The sequence below is a fragment of the Sphingobacteriales bacterium genome, from assembly GCA_012517435.1.
Taxonomy (GTDB): domain Bacteria; phylum Bacteroidota; class Bacteroidia; order CAILMK01; family JAAYUY01; genus JAAYUY01.
Genome location: JAAYUY010000190.1, coordinates 1 through 18,219, shown reverse-complemented (window position 1 = coordinate 18,219; position 18,219 = coordinate 1). Strand labels below are relative to the sequence as shown.

15 protein-coding genes are annotated in these 18,219 nt (G+C 42.1%); 14 read left to right on the top strand and 1 reads right to left on the bottom strand.

The window, feature by feature from the left end; all coding sequences use genetic code 11:
• Positions 1–80 precede the first annotated feature (80 nt).
• The 8 genes from GX437_10765 (at position 81) to GX437_10730 (ending at position 7,068) form a co-directional block, all read left to right on the top strand.
• Entirely contained in the window at positions 81–533 is a 453-nt protein-coding gene (locus tag GX437_10765) for a cytochrome c (protein ID NLJ08142.1), read from the top strand.
• Positions 534–545: 12 nt separating this feature from the next.
• Positions 546–1,334, top strand: a complete 789-nt coding sequence (locus GX437_10760; GenBank protein ID NLJ08141.1) for an SCO family protein — start codon at positions 546–548, stop codon at positions 1,332–1,334.
• A gap of 7 nt (positions 1,335–1,341) precedes the next feature.
• Positions 1,342–2,937 carry a cytochrome c oxidase subunit I gene (gene ctaD / locus GX437_10755; protein ID NLJ08140.1) on the top strand — a complete coding sequence of 532 codons (1,596 nt, stop codon included), beginning with the start codon at positions 1,342–1,344 and terminating at the stop codon, positions 2,935–2,937.
• 13 nt (positions 2,938–2,950) lie between these two features.
• A complete protein-coding gene (locus GX437_10750; GenBank protein NLJ08139.1) occupies positions 2,951–3,547 on the top strand; it encodes a cytochrome c oxidase subunit 3 family protein in 597 nt (198 codons plus the stop codon).
• An 8-nt stretch (positions 3,548–3,555) separates the two neighbouring features.
• Positions 3,556–3,843 carry a hypothetical protein gene (locus tag GX437_10745; GenBank protein ID NLJ08138.1) on the top strand — a complete coding sequence of 96 codons (288 nt, stop codon included), beginning with the start codon at positions 3,556–3,558 and terminating at the stop codon, positions 3,841–3,843.
• Between the two features lie 9 nt (positions 3,844–3,852).
• Positions 3,853–4,782: a cytochrome c oxidase subunit II gene (gene coxB, locus GX437_10740; GenBank protein ID NLJ08137.1), complete on the top strand. Its 930-nt coding sequence runs from the start codon at positions 3,853–3,855 to the stop codon at positions 4,780–4,782.
• Positions 4,769–5,644, top strand: coding sequence for a protoheme IX farnesyltransferase (locus GX437_10735; protein NLJ08136.1), 876 nt, complete (start codon positions 4,769–4,771; stop codon positions 5,642–5,644). The genes coxB and GX437_10735 overlap by 14 nt, the downstream gene beginning before the upstream one ends.
• Before the next feature lie 68 nt (positions 5,645–5,712).
• Positions 5,713–7,068: an MFS transporter gene (locus GX437_10730; protein ID NLJ08135.1), complete on the top strand. Its 1,356-nt coding sequence runs from the start codon at positions 5,713–5,715 to the stop codon at positions 7,066–7,068.
• A gap of 22 nt (positions 7,069–7,090) precedes the next feature.
• Here GX437_10730 and GX437_10725 read toward each other — a convergent pair whose 3' ends face one another.
• A complete protein-coding gene (locus GX437_10725) occupies positions 7,091–7,477 on the bottom strand; it encodes a cupin domain-containing protein (protein ID NLJ08134.1) in 387 nt (128 codons plus the stop codon).
• A gap of 109 nt (positions 7,478–7,586) precedes the next feature.
• On the opposite strand from GX437_10725, the gene GX437_10720 reads away from it, so the two are divergent.
• From GX437_10720 to GX437_10695, 6 genes are all read left to right on the top strand, one after another.
• Positions 7,587–9,917: a TonB-dependent receptor gene (locus tag GX437_10720; GenBank protein ID NLJ08133.1), complete on the top strand. Its 2,331-nt coding sequence runs from the start codon at positions 7,587–7,589 to the stop codon at positions 9,915–9,917.
• A 60-nt stretch (positions 9,918–9,977) separates the two neighbouring features.
• Positions 9,978–11,408 (top strand): hypothetical protein, encoded by a 1,431-nt coding sequence (locus GX437_10715; GenBank protein NLJ08132.1) that lies wholly within the window; start codon positions 9,978–9,980, stop codon positions 11,406–11,408.
• A gap of 214 nt (positions 11,409–11,622) precedes the next feature.
• Positions 11,623–14,694: a PKD domain-containing protein gene (locus tag GX437_10710; GenBank protein NLJ08131.1), complete on the top strand. Its 3,072-nt coding sequence runs from the start codon at positions 11,623–11,625 to the stop codon at positions 14,692–14,694.
• Positions 14,695–14,722: 28 nt separating this feature from the next.
• Positions 14,723–16,123, top strand: coding sequence for a PorP/SprF family type IX secretion system membrane protein (locus tag GX437_10705; GenBank protein ID NLJ08130.1), 1,401 nt, complete (start codon positions 14,723–14,725; stop codon positions 16,121–16,123).
• 8 nt (positions 16,124–16,131) lie between these two features.
• Entirely contained in the window at positions 16,132–16,644 is a 513-nt protein-coding gene (locus GX437_10700; protein ID NLJ08129.1) for a T9SS type A sorting domain-containing protein, read from the top strand.
• A gap of 15 nt (positions 16,645–16,659) precedes the next feature.
• A partial coding sequence (locus GX437_10695; protein NLJ08128.1) for a hypothetical protein occupies positions 16,660–18,219 on the top strand: 1,560 nt, incomplete at its 3' end.

The following is an 18,219-nucleotide window of genomic DNA, read 5'->3' as shown; positions in this document are numbered from 1 at the left end:
TTGGAACGTTTTTAAAAATGAATTAGTTTTAACTTTGCAGCCTTAAAAACAATTGGTTTAATGCAAAAAATTAAGTTTATATGAAGCAGATATCATTGATAATCCTCGTATTGGTTACAGGTCTTATGTTGTTTTCATGCGGGAAAAAAACGGAAAACAAGGAAGAAAGCACACAGACAGTGGCTGAACAACCCGCACAGCCAGCCATGGATTTTTCGGCAGGAGAAAAAATCTATAAAGAAAAATGTATGGTATGTCATCAGGAAAACGGGCAGGGAATAAAAGGACAATTTCCTCCGCTCGCCAATTCCGACTACCTGCTTGCCGATAAAAAACGTGCAGTCGAACAGGTGTTGAACGGCTCAAACCATGGCATTACGGTCAATGGCGAAACCTATACGCTGCCCATGCCTCCTCAGGTGGACAATCACCAGGATGCTGTCAACGTGGTCAACTATATTCTGAATGCATGGGGAAATCAGGGAGGCACAATAAGTCTGGAAGAAGTTCAGGATATTCAGATTAAAAGATAAATCAAAAAAACGATGAAAACCAATTCCCTGAAATTTTTACTCATTTTTTCCGCTCTTATTTTTCTGAACCTTAAGACAGTTTCAGCAGAAAGTGAAAAACAGGAAAAGATAGGCATTTACGAGAACCTTGACGGCTTTATACCGGATGATGTCATGGTTTTGACACAGGATTCGGTATGGGTTAATTTTAAAAGCCTGATCAACAAGCCCACCGTATTGACACTGGTTTATTATACCTGTCCGGGAATATGCAGTCCCTTACTGGATGGGGTAGCCGAGCTGATAGAACGGAGCGATCTGACCCTTGGAAAAGATTATCAGGTACTTACGGTAAGTTTCAACTACAGTGAAACGCCCTTTCTGGCAGGTAGCAAACGCAAAAACTACCTGGCACAGGTAAACCGGAAAATTGATGAAAGCGGCTGGAAATTTTTCACTGCCGACAGCACCAATGTTTATAAGCTGACCAACTCGGTCGGATTTATGTTTAAGCGTGAAGGCAAGGATTTTATTCATGCAGCGACCATCATTGTGTTAAGTCCGGAAGGAAAAATCACCCGTTATCTGTATGGTACCAAATTCCTGCCTTTCGACCTGAAGATGTCGGTGATTGAGGCAGGTAAAGGCAAATCATCTCCAACGATTTCCAAGGTACTTCAGTATTGTTTCAGCTACGATGTCAAGGCAAAGAAATATGCATTGAATTTTACACGGGTAGGCGGAACGGTTATTCTGACATTTGCCTTTATTGTTTTTCTGTTTTTGGTGTTGAAAAAGAAAAAAGCGGATCAGGTTAATTAACAATATTATGACTACACACATCAGTTTTTATGAAGATAGTGGAGGCAGAAAGGGAATATTCAGGTGGATAGGCTCGACCGATCATAAGCGGATTGGTTTGCTGTATTTCTATTCCATAGCTTTTTTCTTTCTGGTAGCGGCCACACTGGGTGTATTGATGAGGCTTGAGCTGATTTCACCCGGTAAAACCATCATGGATGCACAGCGGTACAACAGTTTTTTCACTCTGCATGGGGTGATTATGATCTTTTTATTCATCATCCCCGGCATTCCGGCAGTGTTTGGCAACTTCAGCCTTCCCCTGCTGCTGGGCGCAAAAGACGTAGCATTCCCCAGGTTAAACCTGTTCAGCTGGTATCTTTATCTGACCGGTGCGATCCTGGCGTTGCTGACACTGGTAGTTGGCAACGGTCCTCCGGATACAGGCTGGACTTTTTATGCCCCATACAGTGTGAAGACAGGCACCAATGTTACAATGGCCGTGCTGGCAGCATTTGTCCTTGGTTTTTCATCGATTCTGACCGGACTTAATTTTCTGACAACTATTCACCGCATGCGGGCTCCGGGAATGACCTGGTTTAAAATGCCATTATTTGCCTGGGCATTGTATGCTACTTCATGGATACAGGTGCTGGCCACTCCGGTGGTAGGCATTACCCTGCTGATGATTGTGGCCGAGAGAGCTTTGGGTATCGGACTGTTTGACCCTTCCCTCGGAGGCGATCCGGTACTTTATCAGCATTTGTTCTGGATTTATTCCCATCCGGCTGTTTACATCATGGTTCTGCCCGGAATGGGGGTTATCTCGGAAATATTGCCCGTATTTTCAAGAAGAAGAATTTACGGCTACAAAGCCATCGCCTTTTCCAGCCTTGCCATTGCCTTTATAGGATATTTTGTCTGGGGACACCACATGTTTACCTCCGGGATGAGTGAAATTGCCCGTCTGATTTTTTCACTCCTGACTTTTCTGGTGGCCGTACCCTCCGGAATAAAAGTATTTAACTGGCTGGCAACCATTTACAAAGGCTCCATTGACCTCAAACCGCCCATGCTCTTTTCGCTGGGATTTATCTTTCTCTTTGTTATCGGAGGACTGACCGGACTGGTACTGGGTGCACTTGCCACAGATGTTCATGTACATGACACCTATTTTGTGGTGGCGCATTTCCATTTCGTTATGTTTGGCGGAACCGGATTTGCCTTCATGGCAGCTCTTCACTACTGGTTCCCGAAAATATATGGAAGGATGTACAACATCAGAAGGGCTACTGTTTCTTTCTGGGTGATTATCAGTGGATTTATGTTGTTATACTTTCCGATGTTCATTCTGGGAATGATGGGAATGCCCAGAAGATATTACGATTATCTGCCTGAATATCAGCCACTCCATGTAGTATCAACGGTAGGCTCCTGGATATTGATTACAGGTTTGATCATGATGATTGTTAATCTTGTAAATGGAGCAAGAAGAGGAGAGAAAGCAGGGAGAAACCCATGGAACGGTCTGACACTCGACTGGCAGACCGATACCCCACCCACTACGGAAAATTTTGAGGAAATTCCGCATGTGACGGAAGGGCCTTATGAGTATAAAGAATAATCATCACAAGTTTATGAGTGTACACAGAGACGATGCGGCCTCAAAAATGGGAATGTGGATATTCCTGTTTACCGAGCTGTTGCTCTTCGGAGGCCTGTTCCTTGTTTATTCCATTTACAGGTTCATGAATGCAGAGGCATTTGCCCATGCAGGCAGTGAACTCGATGTATTTATCGGAACTGTCAATACCATCGTACTGATCACCAGCAGTTTGACGGTAGCCCTTTCGATCAGTGCCATTCAGAAAAACAAAAAAAAGCTTGCTTTAGGCCTGCTGTGGATGACCATTGTTTTTGCCCTTGTTTTTCTGGTCAACAAATACTTTGAATGGAGTCATAAAATAGAGCATGGTTTGTTCCCCGGCATGGAACACTACATGAGCCTGCCTCCGGGAGAAAAACTTTTCTTTTATCTCTATTATTTCATGACAGGCCTGCACGGACTTCACGTTGTGGTGGGTAGTATTCTGCTGTTGTTTGTCATTGCACGTATCCGGCAGGGACGAATTACCCACGATAATTTTGTTTTCCACGAAAACGGTGGCCTTTACTGGCATCTGGTTGACCTGATCTGGATTTATCTTTTCCCCTTATTTTATCTGATCCATTAAATCCGAAGATGATGAATCACGAAAAAAATCATATCGTTCCTTTTAGCCTTCACCTGTGGGTTTGGGTAGGCTTACTCGTACTGACCCTGCTGACGGTAAGTTCGGTACTGGTTGATTTAAAGAATTTTGTTGTCTTTGCCGCCTTGCTGATTGCCACCTTGAAAGCAAGTATAGTTGCCATTTACTTCATGCACCTGAAGTTTGACAAAAAAATACTCAGCATGATGCTGGGGCTTGTGATGCTTGTTTTTATTGCCTTTATTGTGCTGACTTTTGTTGATTATTCATTCAGATAAAGAAATAATATGTTTTCCGCAGTAACTGATCATGTCAAAAATGTTGACCTTGCTTTTGCAGTAATTTTCGGCATCAGCATGCTGTTTTTATTGGGAATAACCTTTTTTATGGTTTATTTTGTCATCAGATACAATAAAAAACGGCATCCCAAACCCGTTGATATAAAAGACAACAGCCGGCTGGAAATTACGTGGACGGTCATACCCACCATATTGGTACTGGTCATGTTTATCGTAGGCTGGCTGGGTTACACACCCTCACGCAAGGTACCTGCAGGTGCCATGGAAATTAAGGTAACAGGCAGGATGTGGAGCTGGACATTCGATTACCCGAACGGTAAATACAGCAGCAATATATTGGTGGTTCCGCAGGGAAAAGCCATCAAACTCAATCTGTATTCACCCGATGTGGTTCATAGCTTTTATGTGCCTGCTTTCAGAATTAAGGAAGATGTGGTGCCGGGAAAAGAAAACTACATGTGGTTCAAGGCTGATAAAACTGGCGAATATGATATTTTGTGTGCCGAATATTGCGGTCTGAATCATGCCTATATGCTCGGAACGGTCAAAGTAGTACCTGAACCAGAGTTCATGGCATGGTACAATAAAAAAGAAGCTGACAGTGCGAATGTCGAACCGCTGGGTCTCCAGATCATTAAAAAGAATGCCTGTATTGCCTGCCATTCATTGGATGGTTCAAAACTCGTTGGGCCCTCTTTCAAAAATGTGTTTGATTCCCCCAAAACGGTCATTGCTGACGGGAAAAAGAAAAGCATTGTGCCGGATGAAGACTACGTCAGGCGTTCTGTTTACGATCCGGGGGCAGAGGTTGTGGAAGGCTTTAACAAGGGCACCATGGTATCGTATAAGGATCAGATAACAGAAGATGAACTGAAGGCGATCATAGAATACCTTAAACAACTTCATGAAAAGAAATAAACCCTCATTTATTTCAGATCTTTTTGAGCTGGCGAAAGTCAGAATTACCATAGCCGTCACCATCACAACCACAGCAGGATATGTGATTTTTCACCACGGATTTTCTCCAGACATGATATGGCCGGTTGTGGGGCTGTTTCTGACGGCATGCGGTTCTGCAGTAATCAATCAGATACAGGAAAGAAAAAAGGATGCCCTCATGGAGAGGACCAAAGAGCGTCCGCTTTCTTCAGGAAGAATATCGTACAGGTTTGCAGTTACTTACGCATTTACTTTAAGTTTTTCAGGCCTGTGGATGCTCTGGCAATCATCAGGTTTTATTCCCATGGCACTGGCTGCGCTGGCGCTTATCTGGTACAACCTCATTTATACCAACCTGAAAAAAGTTACCGCATTTGCAGTTGTACCCGGCTCGGTAATCGGATCTATTCCCCCCGCAGTTGGCTGGACAGCAGCCGGAGGAAGCCTGGCTGACCCCGCCCTCTGGTATCTCTGTTTCTTCTTTTTTATCTGGCAGGTACCCCATTTCTGGCTGCTCCTGCTCAAGTATGGCAAACAATATGAACAGGCCGGATTCCCTTCGCTGACGGGTATTTATACTGATTTTCAGCTGAAAAAAATTACTTTTATCTGGGCTGTAGCCATGGCTGTTTCGGGAATGGCTCTGGTTTTTACAGGCTTGTCTTCAGGACTGTTTGCCAAAACGGGACTTATTTTTCTTTCACTTCTGATTATTTTTCTTTTTTCAAAACTTGTTTTAAAAAAATATGCACAGGAAAGCCTTAAAAAATATTTCATCGTCATCAACTTTTATATGCTTTCAGTTGTTGCTTTGCTGATGATTGATACGGTTTGGAATTAAATTTGTAACTTGCCACCTCCCAATCAAAGACACATTTTTTTTCGAAAAAAACATTAAAACAATTATCAGTGGATAAAAAAAACCAAAGAAAGCTAATAGCCCTCCTTTTTATCGGAGTGCTGATGGGTGCTCTCGATATTTCAATTGTAGGGCCTGCCATTCCTTCCATTGAAAAAGCGCTGGAAATAGGAACACGATACTCAGGCTGGATTTTTTCGATATACATCCTGTTCAACCTGATGGGAATTTCATTCTTTGCACGCTTGTCGGATATTTATGGCAGAAGAAACATCTATGTCATCGCTTTGTCGGTATTTGCCCTCGGCTCTGTGATAGTTTCCTTAACGCAAAACTTTCCATGGCTGTTGACAGGGCGTGCCATTCAGGGTTTGGGAACCAGCGGTATTTTTCCGGTAGCCTCTGCCCTGGTGGGCGATATGTTTCCCCCCGAAAAACGTGGCAGAATACTCGGAACCATCGGAGCTGTATTTGGACTGGCATTTCTGATAGGCCCTTTTATCGCTGGCGTTTTGCTGAAATATTTTCCATGGAATTCCCTCTTTTTTATCAATCTCCCTGTGGCTGCTTTTCTCCTCTATTTCAGCTTCCGCCTCCTTCCATCCAAAAGCCCGGCAAAAGTTTCCAGAATCGACTGGTCAGGAATTATTTTTCTGGGACTAACACTGGCAGGCTTTACACTCGGTATCAACAATATTGAAGCAGACAACCTTCACTCCCTGTTGTCGTTAGCTGTTTCATTACCTTTGGCAGTATCTGTATTTGCCTTTATCCTGTTAATTTTTTCCGAGAAAAAGAACACCTCTCCGATTATTAAATTCAGCTTTTTTAAAAATAATCAGATTGTTACTGCAGGCATTTTGGCGGTGGTTACAGGTTTGGTTCAGGCCTGTTTTGTCTTTATTCCAAAATTTGTGGTGGGTAATTTTAACGTTGAACCTTCAACAGCCAGCTTTATGCTGACCCCGTTTGTGCTGGCAACTGCACTCGGTTCTCCCGTCTTCGGGAGGATGATTGACAAAACAGGGGTTAAGCCTGTTATCTTAATTGCCCTGATTTTACTTTCTTCCGGATTTGTTTTTCTGGCTTTTACGGGCACGAGCCTGTTTCTGTATTATCTGAGCGGTGTTCTGGTCGGCCTGGGTTCTTCCGTATTATCCGGCAGCTCCCTGCGTTATATTATGCTGAACAACACTGCCGCTGAAGACCGGGCTGTCAGCCAGGGAATGCTGACCATCTTTATCAGTATCGGACAGTTGACTGGTTCTGCCCTGACAGGCATCCTGCTTGCCCTCAATAAAAACTCTTTTTCACTGATATTCAATGGAATAAGTATCCTTCTGTTTCTGATGATTTTTGTATCATTGCGGTTGAAAAACGGAAAGTTGATGTCAAAATCTCAATAATCCGGTCAGAAATCAAGAAGTATTACTCCGGCAACTTTTCCTCTCCTGTGGGGATAATCTCTTTATTTTCCACCATCAGCATAACGGTTTTTACTTCAGCACGGGTACGATGAAGCATGCCCTTTGGAATGGTAATCCCCTGAAAAGGCTTCAAAACAAAACTTTTTTCCCGGGTATCAACGATTAGCTCACCCTGAAGAACCAGAAAAAATTCGTCATCCTTTTCATGAAAGTGCCAGTGATACTCCCCTTCCACAATACCTATTCTGACCACACTGCTGTTGACCAGACAAAGGCTTTCATTGTACCACTGATGACGGCATTCTTCAATAATCATTGGAACATCAATGATTTCAAGCTGTTTATACCTGACATCCAGTTTTGTTACATAAGGATATTGTGTGTTCATTTCTGAGATTTTCACGGCAAAAATAGGCAGACAAGATATTTTGAAGTAAAAAAATTTTTTCAAAAAAACTTTTAAATTTCAGCTTTTAAAAAATCTCCAAAAACTGGCTATGAGACTAATTATTACATCAATTGCCCTACTGGTGGGAATGTTTTTTATTGATTTTTCATTGAAAGCACAGCATGATTCAGGAACAACCTTCTGCAGCGAATGTGCAGCATTCGACCAGTTGTGGAATGCAGAGGTCATTTCCGCTTCGCGAAAGGTTCAGAAAAAGAACGAAGCCGCAGGAAGTGTGGTGGTAATTACAGCTGAAATGATACAAAAGCGCGGTTATCTGACTCTTGAAGAAGTTTTGGAAGATGTTCCCGGCATTGATATTTCCATACGCCAGCCTGCGGGAGAATATTCTGCCCATTTTATCTGCCGGGGCATATCAGATGTCGGGCAAACCAATATGCTGCTCATTGTCGATGGCGTTATCCGGAATGATGTCTCTAACGGTTGGATGAGAAATATAGGTTATGATTTTTCGCTGACAGATATAGAGCGGATAGAAATAATATACGGTCCGGGGTCTTCTCTTTACGGAGCTAATGCTTACGCAGGAATTATCTATATCGTTACAAAAAATGCGGATATTCTCAGAAGGAAAAATCAGGTCGAGGCAAAAATAAACTATAGTTCATGGAATACTTTTTCCCCTGAAATCTATTATGCGGCAAAATTTAAAAACAATCTGAAACTTCAGGTAACGGGAAACTGGTTTTACAGTGAAGGAGACAAAGGACTGAAAAGCCCTGACCCGGGCAATTACTTTCATAACAATTATGAACCCGATTCGGTCATCACCACGGAATACGGAAAAATTCCAAACGATACCGATATGTATGGAAAAACAAAAAAAATTGCAGATGGATATGACAACAGCATCAATGACATATATTTTAAATTTCTGGCCAATCATGGTAACTTTACACTGGGAGCCAGCTTTTCATCACGTGACGAGGGTTTGTCGAGCGAAGTGGTGGGTTATGAGTATTTTGCCAATACCCCCGGCATAGATTACCGGGCACACCATACCGGAAAAATTCTTTTTACCAAGTATGAAATGGACATTAACCGCCATTTGCATTCGCTCTCGCTGCTCAGCTACCGCAATACAAGAATACTGCCCTCCACAGGATTTGTTTATACCTATCAATACCAGAGCATTGATAATGTGTATTTTACATTGCCAGACAAATATAAACGTTATACATCAGACGGAAGTGCCATCCGGTTTGAGCAACAATTCAATCTGAACATTCGGGAAGTCAATGAACTCATTTTCGGTTTTCATGCTGAAAGTCAGACCCGTCAATATACAGGTATCTGGCTGGGGGAAGTGCCCGATTTTAATTCTACCATTGTTGGCTCGACCTATCCAAATGAAAAACAATCAGTTGTGCCGGTTTATTATTCCGCCAACCTCTCCTTTTTCGTGCAGGATGAAATGAGACTGAAAGATTTCTTGACCCTCACAGGTGGTTTAAGATATGATTATGATGCCGATTTCGGAGGAGTTTTTATTCCAAGGATAGCCATCGTTTCTCAGCCATGGCACAACATATCCATCAAACTGCTGAACGGAAAAGCCTTTAAGTCACCCACCATCTTTCAGCTATATGATGAATGGCGGGGTAATCCTTTATTAAAACCTCAATATATCAACACCAGCGAACTCGAAATAGCCATTAAAACCAACAAGCGTCTGAACCTGAGGGCAAATGTGTATTATTCAGCCATCAAAGACCTGATTGAAGTGGCTCCCAACCCTGATACACTTACCGTACCCATTGGCCCCAATGGCGAAAAAGAAACCTATTACCAGAATTCAGGTAATACCAACATATCAGGATTATCCTTTTTTGCTGACTTTCAGATTACCAGACCCATGATATTTTCGCTGAACTATTCCTTTACTTTCAGGGATTATTTTGTCTGGATTGACAATACCGCCATGCATAAGCTGAATGCATCGATCAATTACAACCTCCACGACCAGTTCAATTTCAACCTGAGAGCCAATTATACGGGGAGAGTGAAAGCGCCCTCAACCAATCTTTATTTTTATCCCAAAACGCCTGAAAGACTTGCCATGGCGGGATATGACTATGTAACGGAAGATGACCCGGACGGATACCTTGATGGACGTTTGCTGCTTAATTTTACTTTTACCGTTAAAAATGTTTTCTGGAACGGGATTAAATTCGACCCGCAGATTATCATTAAAAACCTGCTGAATACACAATATGTTACGATGGGACGTCAGTCAGGATCAGGTGTACGCCCCATATCTGATCTTCAACCTTTTATACAGAATCCTTACGGATATATTCCCCCTTATCACCCGCAAACCGGAATTACTTTTCTGCTCCGGCTGGTCATGACTTTTTGATTATTTTCACCTTAGATTCAGAGCAGTACTTATCTTTGCAATTAATTCAGTATTCCGCTCATGAAAATTTTTGAAAAGGAACTTTATGCCCTCAGCAGGATATTTTTTGAAAATAATTATCCGGTCTTTGTGCTGGATCCGGGCGGCAGCGTGAAAAAGAATTTCCCTTCAGAATTCGTTTATCTCGTCAAAAGAAATCAGGTAGAAAAGCTGGCTGCCTACCAGAAAAAGTATTATCTGATAAATGTTTCCGGAGCCAATACTTTCAGCTTTCCGCTTAATTTCCAATATGTTGAAGCCATTATTTCATTTAGCCCGGGTACTGAAACTTCCATGGATTTTTACCATAAAGACCTATATTATTTCCAGGATGAATACAAACGAATCAACTGGATAGTAAGTGAAAATCACAGGGTTACCGACTTTTTTCACGATTTGGATAAAGCCAGTTCTCTGGTTGATTTAAATAACTTTTTTTCCGTTTTTCCATATACATGGAAATACTTTATGCTTAAACTGGGAAACGTTAAAAAATTTGCACACGGCAGGATACAACTCATGATTCGCCAGCGCTACCTCTTTGAAAGCCTCAGTCAGCAACACTTTGACAGTTATTCCGTTCAGTTTTCACAATATCAGGAGGGAATTGTCAGGTTCAGGTTTTATGACAACAAAAAAACAGCATTTTTAATTAAAAAAGCATGGAATACGGAGGGCAAGAAAAAACTGGAGCATGAATATGAACTTTTAAGCGAACTTCAGGATCTGGTGCTGACAAGGGCAGAAATTCCGGTTATCAGCCGTGTCAGGCAGGAATACCTGCTGGAATTCAGGGAAAGTTTCGGCCAGCACGAACTCTATAAATGGAATTCAAAACTATATGTTTTGCTGGAAGAGGCACTCCATGAGCTGTCGGCCAGTCAGCGGGGAAAAACAAAAATCTCCAAACTCTGGCGGAATGAGAATTTACACGAGAACCTTGTTTTCATTAAATCCCGTGTTGATAAAAAAATGTTCCCCAACGGACTGAGTATCATCAATTTTGTAAAGATTTATACTGCACTGGTCAAATACTTTGACGAATCAGACCCGGACATGACAATAGAATCGGGACTGTCGGTCAGAAAAATTGTTCCTGATAATATAGGACGTTCAGGCGATAGAGTCATTTTTAATAATTTTGAACATGCAGAAACCTTTTATCCCTTGTTTTTTGACTCTTTTGATTTTATTTTCCATGCAGCAGAAAGCCCTGAACAGCCTGACTCCGACAACCTGATTCAGGATCTTGAATATCTGAAACATTTTCTGGAAGAAAAGGGAATATTACAAAATAAAGAGGATTTTGAGCTACAATTAAAAGTATTCCTGCTCATTCATATCATTCCCGAAATGGTCAATTTGCTGACTAAACCCGTTTTACCCCCCGAAGAAAATCTTAAATTGCTTTTATGGGCTGATATTATTGATTACATAAATGAAACTGATTAAAAGTTACCAATTTAATATTGAACGAATTAAACCATTGTCGGTAAAATGTTGGTAAATAATGTTTTGAGTTCTAATAAGAAATTATTTTGTACATTGCACTTCAAAATTTACTTTGATTTTGTTAAAATTTTTGACTTTTTTGGCTAAAGATGAAAATTTATTTAATTTTGTTCTTTGTTTAAATGACTTTTAGTAAAAATTTAAAATACAAATAATGAGAAAGTATCTTGTTTTACTCCTGATTATTTTTTCAGAAATAAGTCTTACAAAAGCACAAACTGTTGCTGATTTTGTATTTCTTAATGTTTGTTTCGGTGACTCTGTTACACTTTCAAGCACCTCGACAAGCACAAATACTATCCTGCAGATTAACTGGGATATTGACAGCAACGGGGCTTTTACCGATGCAACAGGTGCAACGGTCAAATGGCTATTCCCTGTTTATAAGACTTATGTCGTTGGTATTCAGGTGATTTCCAATGCCGATACCGATGTAGTTTACAAACAGGTCAGCATGTATCCTGTTCCAAAAGCAGCATTTGACATCGACTTTCCCCGTCAATGCCTGTCAAACTTCTTTACCTATACCAACAAATCGACAATTGCTTCAGGCACGATGACCTATTTCTGGGACCTTGGAAACGGCATAAAAACCAACACCGCCACCGATACGACTGCTACTTATGGAGCCCTCGGTGATTACAATGTGAAGCTGGTGGCCACATCCGACAAAGGATGTAAGGACAGCATTACCAAGGTTGTTACCATTGTTCCCAAAACGGAAGCCGACTTTACCATTAACGATACTGATCAGTGCCTGGTAGGCAATTCTTTCCTTTTCAGCGGGAATTCGATTCTTTGTGATGCCCAGATCTTCAGTTCATGGGACCTCAATGGTGACGGAACTTTCGGTGATTCAAACAATGTCGATCCGTTGACACATATCTTCACAACTCCCGGCACTTACAAAATCGGCTATATGGTGATAACCACCTCCGACACCGATTCGGTCTATAAATTTGTAAATGTCTACCCAAGCCCTGCCGTAAGCTTTGGCATCACCTCCGACAGCGGACAATGTCTGTCAGGAAATTTGTTTACTTTCTCAAACAGCACTGTTTTGGGTGGAACGGGTACCTTATCTTACTTCTGGTCATTTGGCGATGGTGGTACTTCCACTGCCACTTTACCCCTGCCTTACACCTATGCCACAACCGGATCACATATCGTAAAACTTGTTGCTACATCCGATAAAGGCTGTAAAGACTCGGCAGTGGTAACCGCCAGAATTTACGATCAGCCTTCCGTTGATTTTTCGATGACGGATACCATGTTTTGCTATACCGATATCATCAGTTTCACCAACCAGTCAACCATTCCTTCCCCATGGACGCTTTCTTATGCATGGGATTTCGGAGATGGCAGTACTTCCACCTCCACCAATCCTTCTTACGGCTATGTAACTGCAGGAACCTATAACGTTAAATTAATTGCTACTTCCGATAGCAACTGCACAGATTCAGTGATAAAAAAAATATATTTGTTCGACAGTACGCAGGCAAGGATGACAGTAATAGGTGATACTCAATGTCTGAATGGAAACACATTTACTTTTACCGAAAAGAGCGTCAGTTGTACGACCATTGTCAGTACTTTCTGGGACCTCAACAATGACGGGAAGTTTGACGATGCATCCACGCCTACCGTGAATTACAGCTTTCCGGCTGCCGGAACTTACAATGTCGGCTTAAAAGTCATTACTCCGGTTGATTCGGACAGCATCTACTATACTGTTGTTGTACTTCCCTCACCCGTAGCTGCCTACGTTGTCAACGACTCTACACAGGACTTTACAGGGAACAACTTTTTATTTAACAATGCTTCCACTCCGCTTGCCTCCCTGACTTCTTTGTGGGATTTTGGCGATGGTTTTACTGCCACTTCCACCCATGCCAGTCATTCCTATGCTGCTGTCGGCAATTATCCAGTCAAACTGATTGTTACTCATACCAATGGCTGTCAGGATTCTGTAATCCACCTTATGCAGGTTTATTCACCCATCGAAGCAGGCTTCATTTCCAATGCGGTTTGCAGTGGCGATTCCATGGTGTTTATTGATACTTCGAAAAGCGGAAGCCCGATAGTTAAAATTGAGTGGGATTTTAATGCTGACCTTGTTTTTGACACCAGTGGTTCAACGATAAAATATAAATTCCCCGGCCCGGGCGGATATCTGGTCGGAATGAAAGTGACAAGTACGACTACTTATGCCACCGTTTATAAGATGGTAACCGTTTATTCCAACCCTGCAGCAGATTTCACTTATTCAGAAACCTGTCAGAATTCATTGACAAAATTCAATGATGCCTCAACAGCAGTTGACCCGATAGTTAAATATTACTGGGACTTTGACAACAACGGCACAGTTGACGACAGTTCGGGAAAGACTCCCTCCAAAATATTCAGCACAGCAGGTGTCAACCTGGTGAAACTGACAGTTGTTACCAACAAAAACTGCAAATCCTTCGTTATCAAGGGAGTAAAGGTTAACTTTCAGCCAAATGCCGATTTTACGGCTGTCAATGTCTGTGATGGCGATTCAGTCAGCATTCTGAACAACACAACTATCGTTTCAGATACCATTCTTAATTTCCTCTGGAATTACGGAGATGGTTCCGATGGTATTATTCTTTATGACCATAAACATTTGTATCAAACCGCAGGCAGCTACACCATCCGTTTGATTGCACTGACTACCAAAGGCTGCCGCGATACAGCCACAAAGATTGTTACGGTTTATAACAAACCTGCCCTCACCCTTAGTTTCAGCGGCCCGACAACTTTTTATGACGGCTATGATGTAACGATTACGGCAAACGGAACCTTCGACAGCACCATCTGGTCGCACGGCCCGCTTACTCCTGCCGTAACCGTCAATCAGACAGGCGTTTACAAAGTCAGAGCAGTTGACAGTAATGGCTGCCAGGTCAGCGATTCTGCTGTGGTCAAAGTGATAAAAGTCGATAAATTCGTGGCAGTGGATGTGATTACTCCCAATGGCGATAATATTAATGATTACTGGATTATCAGAGACTTAGGCTATTATTCTCCTGTCGAGCTTACCATTTTTAACCGCTACGGTGACGTCATCTACAATTCAAAAGACTATAAAAACGATTGGGATGGAACACGGGATGGAAAAGAAATTCCCGAAGGCGCCTATTATTATGTGGTAAAAACAAAACAAAATACTGTATTTAGAGGTACTATCAATATTTTAAGGTAATTTGGTTGAATATTAAAAACTTACATAAATGAAAAACATAGGCATTTCATTATTCTTTTTGCTGGTGGCAGGCACGATGGTTTTCGGACAGAGTCTTCCGCTGACCAATCAATATCTCATCAATAAATACTCCCTTTCTCCATCCTATGCAGGAAGTGGTGATCTGGTGAATATTTTTGCCGGATACAGGAATCAGTGGACGGGAATAAAGGGAGCTCCTCTGACCCGCAGGCTGAGTATTTCTTCTCCGCTCTGGCCAAATGTTGGCGTTGGCGGTGAAGTGATTTCCGATCAGGCTGGTTTTTTCAACAGGCTTTATTTATCCCTGTCTTATGCATACCACCTGAAACTGGCGGATGAACATACCCTCAGTTTTGGCCTTGCCGGTAAGTTTATCGAACACAGCATCGACCTCACCAATTCGGTTATTGACGATATCAACGACCCGATAATTCAAAACCGTATCACTCAGAGTGAATCGGCTTTTAATGCAGGAGCATCTCTCCTCTACCAGTTTAAAGGATTGAACATTGGAGCTGCTTCTCCGTTTATCATGAGAAATAAGAGCCGTTATAACTATGAAAACAATATTGACCAGTACCTGCTCCAACGTCATTTTCTGTTTCATGCTTCCTATGATTTCATTATCAACGATAATTTTGGCATTGAACCTTTTGCTATCTTCAGGCTGACCCAGTATGCCCCTGTCAATTATGAATTTGCTGCATTATTCAAATACAAAGGTCAATATTGGCTTGGGGCTTCCTACCGCAGGGAAGGTGCATTGGGGATCAGTGCAGGACTCAACCTGAACAATCTGATGGTATTAAACTACACCTATGAGCTTCTCGGCACCAATAAGATGACCGGATATTCCAACGGTACCCATGAAATCAACCTGGGCGTATTCATCGGCAAAGGCATAAAGAAAATGAAAAAAGACATACTTAACCTGACCGAAAAATCAGACAGCCTGGCAAAGGTAGCCGCCACCACCCAGAACGACCTGAAAAAAGCAAAAGAAGAACATGCCAAGGATAAGGAAAAGATGACAGCCAAACTCGATTTGCTTCAGCAACGCCTCGAAGAGCTTGAACTCGAAATGGCAAACGTAAAAACCCTTGCCGAAGAGCAACAGGCCTCCAAGCAAAAAGAAATAGATGAAGAGCTGGCAGACATTGAGAAAAAGCTGAAAGAAGTTGGCGGACAGTTTTTCGTAGTGGTCGAAGCTTTCAAAATACCTGAAAATGCTAGAAAAGCCATAGAATTATGGGCACTCAAAGGACTCGAAGTCAAAATGATTTACAACGAAGTCCGCGACTTTTACTATATTTATGTGGGCAAATATGCCACCTACAACGATGCCCTGAAAGTGAAAAATACACTTAAAGAAAACGGAATTTTTGGCTGGATATATCTTTGGAAATAAGAAATGATATGAAAAAACTATCGGTATTATTTTTTGCTGTTCTCCTAATAAATACATGCTTTTCGCAGCAGTTGGCACCTACTGTCATTGCCTCTGCAGGAAAAGATCTGGTAGCCGGAGAATACAGACTTTCGTTTACGGTCGGGGAACTGGCAGTAACCACTCTCAGGTCGGGATCATTCATCCTTACTCAGGGATTTCAGCAGCCCCCCAATCTTTATTTATCAGATATTACCAATCATCTTCCGGACAACCTGACCATCAATGCCTATCCCAATCCAACCACCGACTTTGTTCATGTAAACCTGACCGGAGAAGGGGAATTTTCAAACATTAATATTTTGGTTTACAATAATTTAGGTCAGATAGTAAATATTAAATTTGAAACTATACCCAATACATCAGGAATCACTTTCATTATTGATCTGACCTCATTAAGCAGAGGAAATTATTTTGTCAGAATTTATTCCCCGGAAAAATCAGCCTCTTTGGCTGAATTTAAAGTCATTAAAATCAACTAAGCTAAAAGTCTTTTTATGAAGAAAATATACTTGTTAAATCTTTTGTTACTGGTATTGACCCTCACTGGCGGAAGGTTAACAACTAATGCTCAGGGAATACCAAAAGGATTTAATTATCAAGCAGTTGCACGCGATTTCAATGGAAGGGCAATTGTCAACAGAAATCTGATTGTTGAAATTACCATACGCTCAGGGACTGCTACCGGGCCAATCGCCTGGCAGGAAGGACATTCCGTAAAAACCAATGAATTCGGGCTGTTTGACCTGGTCATAGGAGAAGGAAAATCCACCGGAAACGGACAGTATTCTTCCTTTGCAAAAATTCCATGGGGAATAGCCACCTATTTTATAGAAGTCAGAGTAGATTTCGGCAACGGCCTTATTCCAATGGGAACCAACAGACTGCTATCCGTCCCTTATGCACTCTATGCCGACTCGGTCAAGAGCGGTTTTACCATTCCAAAATACATGAATCCTGATTCAATTAAAGCGATTAAACTGGAAGTTACCAAATTCCAATTACCCACAGGAGCTTTGAATGGAGCTGTTCTGATGTCGGACAATAACGGAAATGCCTCCTGGAAAATGGCTGGAGGAGATGTCATTGGTGCATATAACAACCTGAATGTTATCAGAATACAGGGAAAAAATGTTACAAATGCAGCCCCCTCAAACGGACAGATTCTTAAATGGAATTCATCAGCAAATTCATGGATGCTTGCCAACGATAGTGCAGGCTCTTCATATACTGCCGGTGCAGGCATCAATATTACAGGAAATACAATCAGCGCAACAAACAGTCAGGCCATCTGGAATGCCGGACAAATTTCAGGAACCAATGTAGTAACTCCCCTTACCCCCTTGAACGGTCAAATACTAAAGTGGAATTCAGGTAATTCCCGCTGGGAAGCTGCTGATGAAACCGGCACTTCCTACACGGCAGGAACAGGAATCATTATCACAGGAACAACCATCAGTGCCGATAACAACACAGATCTCTGGAATGCAGCCCAAATCAGGGGAAGAAATGTTTCCACATCCGCTCCGGTAACCGGCCAGGTGCTTAAATGGGATGGGACCAACTGGACGCCAGCAGCCGATGCCGGAACACTCTATACCTCAGGCAGCGGTATCACCATCAGCGGAACCGTCATCAATGCCGACAGCAACAAACACATCTGGAATGCCAGTAAATTATATGACAAACCCCTTCCCACCACTGCTCCCAATGATAAACAGATGCTCCGCTTCGACAATGCCTCAGGAGAATGGAAATATGTCGATGAAGCCAATTATGTTTATACTGCCGGTAACGGAATTGATATTACTTCAAACGTTGTCAGCACTAAAATTTCAGCCAACAGCGGTTTAAAATTTACCTCAGGCGAACTCGAAATTAATTATGGAACCGGATTGAATCTTTCAGGAGGTGTGTTGTCAGCTTTCAATGACAGCGCTCTCTGGAATGCAAGAAAACTGCAAGGCAACAATGTCTCCACCACTGCTCCTTCCAGCGGACAGGTTCTGAAATGGAACGGTACAGAATGGGCTCCTGCTGCTGATAACAATACAGCT

Bases quoted from the DNA above. Each gene is read 5' to 3' on its own strand.
- GX437_10765 (NLJ08142.1), top strand. From the start codon at position 81: ATGAAGCAGATATCATTGATAATCCTCGTATTGGTTACAGGTCTTATG.
- GX437_10760 (NLJ08141.1), top strand. From the start codon at position 546: ATGAAAACCAATTCCCTGAAATTTTTACTCATTTTTTCCGCTCTTATT.
- ctaD (NLJ08140.1), top strand. From the start codon at position 1,342: ATGACTACACACATCAGTTTTTATGAAGATAGTGGAGGCAGAAAGGGA.
- GX437_10750 (NLJ08139.1), top strand. From the start codon at position 2,951: ATGAGTGTACACAGAGACGATGCGGCCTCAAAAATGGGAATGTGGATA.
- GX437_10745 (NLJ08138.1), top strand. From the start codon at position 3,556: ATGATGAATCACGAAAAAAATCATATCGTTCCTTTTAGCCTTCACCTG.
- coxB (NLJ08137.1), top strand. From the start codon at position 3,853: ATGTTTTCCGCAGTAACTGATCATGTCAAAAATGTTGACCTTGCTTTT.
- GX437_10735 (NLJ08136.1), top strand. From the start codon at position 4,769: ATGAAAAGAAATAAACCCTCATTTATTTCAGATCTTTTTGAGCTGGCG.
- GX437_10725 (NLJ08134.1), bottom strand. From the start codon at position 7,477: ATGAACACACAATATCCTTATGTAACAAAACTGGATGTCAGGTATAAA.
- GX437_10720 (NLJ08133.1), top strand. From the start codon at position 7,587: ATGAGACTAATTATTACATCAATTGCCCTACTGGTGGGAATGTTTTTT.
- GX437_10715 (NLJ08132.1), top strand. From the start codon at position 9,978: ATGAAAATTTTTGAAAAGGAACTTTATGCCCTCAGCAGGATATTTTTT.
- GX437_10710 (NLJ08131.1), top strand. From the start codon at position 11,623: ATGAGAAAGTATCTTGTTTTACTCCTGATTATTTTTTCAGAAATAAGT.
- GX437_10705 (NLJ08130.1), top strand. From the start codon at position 14,723: ATGAAAAACATAGGCATTTCATTATTCTTTTTGCTGGTGGCAGGCACG.
- GX437_10700 (NLJ08129.1), top strand. From the start codon at position 16,132: ATGAAAAAACTATCGGTATTATTTTTTGCTGTTCTCCTAATAAATACA.